4 protein-coding genes and 2 rRNA genes (1 of these 6 only partly in view) are annotated in these 7,426 nt (G+C 47.3%); 1 reads left to right on the forward strand and 5 read right to left on the reverse strand.

What is annotated here, in order from left to right:
- Positions 1 to 9 precede the first annotated feature (9 nt).
- From GCU39_RS22005 to GCU39_RS22015, 3 genes are read right to left on the reverse strand one after another with little or no spacing between them, the layout of a single operon-like run.
- Positions 10 to 1,071 (reverse strand): protein-arginine kinase McsB, encoded by a 1,062-nt coding sequence (locus tag GCU39_RS22005; RefSeq protein WP_152395440.1) that lies wholly within the window; start codon positions 1,069 to 1,071, stop codon positions 10 to 12.
- Positions 1,072 to 1,101: 30 nt separating this feature from the next.
- On the reverse strand, positions 1,102 to 1,623 hold the full coding sequence (locus GCU39_RS22010; protein WP_152395441.1) for a protein-arginine kinase activator protein McsA: 522 nt from the start codon (positions 1,621 to 1,623) through the stop codon (positions 1,102 to 1,104).
- Positions 1,624 to 1,648: 25 nt separating this feature from the next.
- Positions 1,649 to 2,116 carry a CtsR family transcriptional regulator gene (locus GCU39_RS22015; protein WP_152395442.1) on the reverse strand — a complete coding sequence of 156 codons (468 nt, stop codon included), beginning with the start codon at positions 2,114 to 2,116 and terminating at the stop codon, positions 1,649 to 1,651.
- A gap of 488 nt (positions 2,117 to 2,604) precedes the next feature.
- Here GCU39_RS22015 and GCU39_RS32405 point away from each other — a divergent pair, with 488 nt between their 5' ends.
- Positions 2,605 to 5,517, forward strand: a complete 2,913-nt coding sequence (locus tag GCU39_RS32405; protein WP_193726579.1) for a glycosyl hydrolase family 18 protein — start codon at positions 2,605 to 2,607, stop codon at positions 5,515 to 5,517.
- 409 nt (positions 5,518 to 5,926) lie between these two features.
- Here the strand turns inward: GCU39_RS32405 and rrf are convergent.
- Together rrf and GCU39_RS22030 are read right to left on the reverse strand one after the other, a co-directional pair.
- A 5S ribosomal RNA gene (gene rrf, locus GCU39_RS22025) occupies positions 5,927 to 6,043 on the reverse strand.
- Between the two features lie 57 nt (positions 6,044 to 6,100).
- Positions 6,101 to 7,426, reverse strand: a 23S ribosomal RNA gene (locus tag GCU39_RS22030); it runs 1,604 nt beyond the window's last position.

Genomic DNA, 7,426 nt, shown 5'->3' on the forward strand with positions numbered 1-7,426 from the left:
AGCTAGAATTTATGATTTAGAAAGTTTATCGCGAATTAATGCAGCGCGATAAATATCTCTTTCTTCGGTATTTAACTTGCGACCGTATACTTGCTGCAGGAATCCCGTCTGAGACATCACAATCAACTCATTCAATACATCGGATGATACATGATCGATGAGACCGAGATCTAGTCCAAGACGCACATCGGAGAGCCGTTGTGACGCTTCCTTCGAATCCATGACTTCCGCATGTGTTAAGATACCGAGAGATCTCCGGATACGGTCTTTGATGCGAATCGGAGATTCTTGCATAATCTTCTCCCGCGCAGCCTTCTCATGTTCAATGATTTGCCTTGCCACACTATGCAAATTATCGATAATTTCTTTCTCGGACTGACCCAACGTAATCTGATTCGATATCTGGAACAGATTCCCGATGGATTCACTGCCTTCACCATAGATGCCGCGAACAGCCAAACCTACCTGTGTAATTGCCGGCAGCAGCCGATTCATCTGCTGCGTTAAGACGAGTGCTGGGAGATGGATCATCACGGATGCCCGAATGCCAGTACCCACATTGGTAGGACAGCTGGTCAAATATCCTCGAACCTCATCAAATGCATAATCTACTTGTTCTTCAAAAACATCGTCAATCCTGCTTGCGAGCTCCCAAGCTTCTTCTAATTGAAACCCGGGGTAGAGACATTGGATTCGAAGATGGTCTTCTTCATTGATCATGATGCTGGCTGCTTCATTCTCGCTAATGATGACTGCGCCATTGCGGGACTCATTTGCCAAGTTGGGACTGATAAGATGTTTCTCCACCAGTACGCGTTTATCCAGTTCACTCATATCGGATAAGAATACTTCCGAGAAATTTCCGATTTCTTTCATTTCTGCGGCCTGCATCACTTGGCTTAATCGATCCAGAATTTCTTTGGATTGCTGATTCGTAGCCAGCATAGGGAATGGAAGGTTATCCAAGTTACGTGCGATCCGAACGCGGCTGCTTATAACAATATCCGAGTCTGGACCCTTCCCACGCATCCATTCGCTTAATGCCTTCTCAGTGAATTTACGAGCTTCCATTCAACATCCCTCCAACGCCAATATGACTTGTTATCCTGCAGAAATTCGTTTTTCCAACTCACGTATTTGATCGCGAATTTTCGCGGCATCTTCGAACTCTTCATGAATGATACGGTATTGCAGCTGCTTCTTTAGTTCCTCCAGCTCACGTTTGGTCTGAATGGATCCGCCACGGCGTTTGGGAATTTTCCCAATATGCTTGGTGCTGCCGTGGACACGTTTGAATAAAGGATCCAGCCGATCTTCAAAGTGCTTATAACAGGAACTGCAACCGAACCGTCCAATCTTGCTAAATTGGGAGTAGGTTAATCCGCATTCGTCACAACGAATCGTCTGCGCTTTACTACTCGTGGAGCTGCCTTTCCCCGATGGATCAAAATCGAGTAATCCGGACAATAAGCTGTGAATAGAGAACCCATTCGATGTTCCCGGTATCAGTTCGCCTTTCTCACGGGCACACGATTCACAAATATGAAATTCCGTTTTCTCACCATTCACGATTTTCGTGAAATGCAATGTCGCAGGCTTCTTACCGCATTCTTGACAGACCATGGTCATGGACCTCCTTCGATCTAACTTACTTCTTATTCATCAGCAAAGAAAACAGCATTGCACGAAGCAAGCTCGCTCTTAGTTCATCACGGACTGGAAGCTTAATGATCAATGCTTCTCGGCTCACCGCCGCACGGAGCAAATTCGCTTCACGCCTTGTTATCACACGCGCTTCTTCCAGCTGATAGATCAGACCCTCTGCAGCTCCTTGTTCAATACGATCACCAATGGTGTGTCGTAGATGCTCTTGAATCGCCTGTTCAGCAGGCAATTGAAGACGTTGAATCCGTATATACCCGCCGCCACCGCGCTTACTCTCCACGACATATCCTTTCTCGAGAGTAAACCGCGTGCTGATCACATAATTGATCTGTGACGGAACACATGAGAATTGATCGGCTAATTCATTGCGTTGAATTTCAATCATACTGCCCGGACTCTCATGCAGAATACTCTTCAGATATTGTTCTATAATATCAGAGATATTACGCATTGATTCATCCTCCATGGTGAAATGTAAAGGTCAAAACTTTGACGTTTAGTTGACCTTGACTTTCTTTGACTTTATAAACATGATATCACTTTTTCCACAGACTTTCAACATCTCTTCCGTCTTATTATTGTTGCATATCTGGCCTCGAAATATACCCATCATATCCTTTAGCCTGCTTAAGAATCTTCTATTACATACTTTAGATTTATATATGATCACATATGTTCGAAGTCCCACTTAGCTCGGTTATTCATCCACTGGTTTTTACTACGGATGACACTGGCACGCCCCTCACCAATAACCTGCATCGATTTTTCCCCCTCACAGTCGAAATGTATCCCTTCTTACAGGAAAAATATCCCAATATAATCAAACTAGAGGTTCCCTATTGCGTTCCATCGTAGGGGCTTTATTGATGTGGTTGGATGAATGAAGGCGCCCATTCCTCGTTCCCATCATTAATAGTTATATTCTGGGAGGGATCGTTTGTGAGGATTACGAAAAAATGGATGCTCGTGGTCATGCTAGTAGCTATGTTTCTCACATTACTGCCTACTCTGTCCTTTGCAGCTGCGTCGGGCCCCCCTGGGACTCCCGTTTTAACGCAGAACAATTGGGATAGCAAGCCGAACTATTCGCTTACTTTCAACATGTGGTGGGGGAATAACGGAACAACATGGAAATTGTATGAAAATGGGACGCTGATCCACACAGCTGATTTAACAGATAATACACCCAATGCGCAAACCGGTTCATACAGCTTCACGAATAAAGCGTCCGGCACCTATGTCTATAAAGTTGAACTCATTAACGCTGCAGGAACATCCGTATCCAATAATCTGAGCTATACCGTAGCTGGCGGCACAGGTGGAGGAGACACGCAAGCACCAACAACACCGACAAATCTAACCTCGACAGCAAAGACCGCTACAACAATCGATTTAACCTGGTCAGCTGCAACGGATAATGTCGGTGTTACAGGCTATGAGGTGTTCAAAGATGGCGTGTCCGTCGGCACAACACCAAACACTGCTTTTTCTGTAACAGGGTTAACCGCCAATACAGCCTATGCCTTCACCGTGAAAGCCAAGGATGCTGCCGGCAATGTTTCTCTTGCTAGCAATTCCTTATCTGTGACAACAGACCCTTTGCCAGTCGACACGCAAGCTCCTTCTGCACCAAGCAACCTCATCACTACAGCTAAAACATCCACTTCCATCGCACTCTCTTGGTCACCTTCAACGGATAACGTCGGAGTTACGGGATATAACATTTTCAAAGATGGTGTATCTGCTGGCACGACGACAAGCACGACCTTCAATGCTACAGCTTTATCCCCCAATACGGCCTATGTATTTACCGTTCAAGCCAAAGATGCTGCTGGTAATGTATCTGCACTTAGCAATTCCCTATCTGTAACAACAGATGCTGCCTCCTCCATCCCTGCATGGACCGCAGGAACCGCTTATAAGACGGGCGACCGGGTATCTTATAAGAATAGTGTCTACATATGCCTTCAAGCGCACACGGCATTGGTAGGCTGGGAACCTTCCGGCACACCAACGTTATGGCAATTAGATACGAGTGCACCAGACACTACACCACCAACAGCCCCAACTGCACTAACGGTCTCTACTGTCAGCAGCAACGCATTAACCCTGAGCTGGCAGCCTTCAACAGATAACATTGGCGTTAAGAACTACACGGTATTTCAGAACGGAACGTCCCTTGGCACATCGACGAATACGAGCTACCTGGTGACAGGACTATCTGCGAATTCAACCTATGTATTCAGTGTCAAAGCGAGTGATGCCGCAGGAAACGTGTCGGCAGCCAGCAATGAGGTTACTGTAACAACGCCTGCACCAGATCTTACTCCACCTACGGCACCTACAAATCTTACCGCTTCCAATGTAACGAGTAATACCGTTGTATTAACTTGGAATGCCTCCACTGACAACGTTGCCGTATCGGGCTATGACATTTATGCTGGCCCTGCGCTCAAAGGATCTACGACAGGAACGAGCTACACGGTAACTGGGTTGTCCCCTACTACGTTATACAGTTTTACAGTAAAAGCAAAAGACGCAGCAGGTAATATTTCGGATGCAAGCAATCCCGTATCCGTTACAACGCTAGAGGGCTCTAAAGGTGGCGATTATAAAATCGTAGGTTATTTCCCATCTTGGGGTGTCTATAGCGGACGCAATTATAAAGTACCTGATATCGACGCCTCGAAGGTAACACACATTAATTTCGCGTTTGCCGATATTTGTTGGAACGGCAAGCATGGCAATCCAGATCCTACAGGTCCTAACCCAACGACTTGGTCTTGTCAGGATGAGAACGGAAATATCAACGTACCTAACGGAACTATCGTACAAGGCGATCCTTGGGCAGACACAGGAATGTCCTATCCAGGGGATACATGGGATACACCGATCAAAGGCAGCTTCAATCAATTGAATAAACTCAAGAAGGCTTATCCACATCTGAAGACCATTATCTCTGTAGGCGGGTGGAGTTGGTCGAACCGATTCTCGGATGTTGCCGCGGATCCTGCTGCACGAAAAGTATTCGCAAAATCCGCAGTAGACTTTATCCACAAGTACGGCTTTGATGGTGTGGATCTAGATTGGGAATATCCTGTTGGCGGCGGATTAGCCGGCAATAGCGCGCGTCCAGCAGACAAACAGAACTATACGTTACTCCTACAAGAAATACGTACAGAACTTGACCTTGCAGGGGCAAAGGATGGGAAGCATTATTATCTGACGATCGCCTCTGGCATTAGTGCACAGTATCAGAATAATACCGAACTCGACAAGATCGCCCAAATCTGCGATTGGATTAATATGATGGCTTATGATATGCATGGTGCTTGGGATCCGAAATCCGGGCAAAATGCACCACTCTATTTTGATCCAGCGGATAATGGCATTAACCCGACAGACTTCAATATTGATGCTGCGATTAAAGGGTATTTAGCTAAAGGGGTACCCGCGAACAAGATCGTATTAGGGCTCGCCTTCTACGGCCGGGGCTGGGACGGTTGCGCCAACGTAAATGGTGGCTTATATCAAACCTGTAGTGGAGGCTCGAAGAAAGGGACAGTCGAAGCAGGCTCTTTCGATTATTGGGATCTCGAAGCCAATTATATTAATAAAAATGGCTATACCCGCTATTGGAATGATGTCACCAAGACACCTTACCTCTATAACCCAAGTACAGGCACATTCATCACGTATGACGATGTACAATCACTTCAATTCAAGACCGATTATTTGAAGGCAAAAGGGTTAGCCGGAGGCATGTTCTGGGAGTTCTCTGGGGATAAAACCAAAACGTTGCTTCGTGCGGTTTCAGATTTCCTGCCCCGACAATCGTTAAGTATGCCTTGATCGACGAAATCCCCTGCTGAGGTTATCCTCAACAGGGGATTTTATAATAAAGATTAATAACAACTTATACCCATTCTGTAGATACATTCGAATTGGATTCTGATCGGGCTTCACTTATACACTGTGGATAACTTGAAATCATGAGATCAAGTTGGAACTTAATCTATATCATCTGTGAATGATGTGGACCCAATTGTGGATCATGTGCATGAATTATGGGATGAACATCAAAAAATGATGGATAAACGGATGATTTCTCGGTTATTTATGACTGTCCACAATGTGGATAGTTTTTTGAGAACCGTTTTTCAATGTATCCACAGATATTTCACTACGTTTTTCTAACCGTGCACGATTGGGGACAAAAAAACCACCTTCGAGAAGTGAATCTCAAAAGTGGTCTTTAGCTGCTTGGCATCGTCCTACTCTCCCAGGACCCTGCGGTCCAAGTACCATCGGCGCTAGAGGGCTTAACGGTCGTGTTCGGGATGGGTACGCGTGGAACCCCTCCGCCATCGACACCAAACGTTACAGAGTTTGATCTCTGAAAACTGAATACGAGATAATTTGCGTTTTATTTCTTTAGGATAAGCCCTCGACCGATTAGTATTGGTCAGCTCCACACATTGCTGCGCTTCCACCTCCAACCTATCAACCTCGTCGTCTTCAAGGGGTCTTACTAATTGGGAAATCTCATCTTGAGGGGGGCTTCACGCTTAGATGCTTTCAGCGCTTATCCCGTCCGTACTTGGCTACCCAGCGGTGCTCCTGGCGGAACAACTGGTACACCAGCGGTACGTCCATCCCGGTCCTCTCGTACTAAGGACAGCTCCTCTCAAATTTCCTACGCCCACGACAGATAGGGACCGAACTGTCTCACGACGTTCTGAACCCAGCTCGCGTACCGCTTTAATGGGCGAACAGCCCAACCCTTGGGACCTACTTCAGCCCCAGGATGCGATGAGCCGACATCGAGGTGCCAAACCTCCCCGTCGATGTGGACTCTTGGGGGAGATAAGCCTGTTATCCCCAGGGTAGCTTTTATCCGTTGAGCGATGGCCCTTCCATGCGGTACCACCGGATCACTAAGCCCGACTTTCGTCCCTGCTCGACCTGTATGTCTCGCAGTCAAGCTCCCTTATGCCTTTGCACTCTTCGAATGATTTCCAACCATTCTGAGGGAACCTTGGGGCGCCTCCGTTACTCTTTAGGAGGCGACCGCCCCAGTCAAACTGCCCACCTGACACTGTCCCCGAACCGGATCACGGTCCTAGGTTAGAACTCCGATACGATCAGGGTGGTATCCCAACGGCGCCTCCACCTAAGCTGGCGCTCAGGCTTCTTAGGCTCCCACCTATCCTGTACAGATCGTACCAAAGTCCAATATCAAGCTGCAGTAAAGCTCCATGGGGTCTTTCCGTCTTGTCGCGGGTAACCTGCATCTTCACAGGTATTAAAATTTCACCGGATCTCTCGTTGAGACAGCGCCCAAGTCGTTACGCCATTCGTGCGGGTCAGAATTTACCTGACAAGGAATTTCGCTACCTTAGGACCGTTATAGTTACGGCCGCCGTTTACTGGGGCTTCGGTTCACAGCTTCGGGATTGCTCCCTAACCACTCCCCTTAACCTTCCAGCACCGGGCAGGCGTCAGCCCGTATACTTCGCCTTACGGCTTCGCACAGACCTGTGTTTTTGCTAAACAGTCGCTTGGGCCTTTTCACTGCGGCCCCCTCGTGCTATTCACACTACCGGGGCACCCCTTCTCCCGAAGTTACGGGGTCATTTTGCCGAGTTCCTTAACGAGAGTTCTTCCGCGCGCCTTAGAATTCTCTTCTCGCCTACCTGTGTCGGTTTGCGGTACGGGCACCATCACCTGGCTAGAGGCTTTTCTTGGCAGTGTGAGATCA

The organism is Paenibacillus guangzhouensis (assembly GCF_009363075.1).
GTDB lineage: Bacteria > Bacillota > Bacilli > Paenibacillales > Paenibacillaceae > Paenibacillus_K > Paenibacillus_K guangzhouensis.

What these genes read in the sequence shown, in the direction of transcription:
- GCU39_RS22005 (WP_152395440.1), bottom strand. Translation starts at nt 1,071, where the DNA reads ATGGAAGCTCGTAAATTCACTGAGAAGGCATTAAGCGAATGGATGCGT.
- GCU39_RS22010 (WP_152395441.1), bottom strand. Translation starts at nt 1,623, where the DNA reads ATGGTCTGTCAAGAATGCGGTAAGAAGCCTGCGACATTGCATTTCACG.
- GCU39_RS22015 (WP_152395442.1), bottom strand. Translation starts at nt 2,116, where the DNA reads ATGCGTAATATCTCTGATATTATAGAACAATATCTGAAGAGTATTCTG.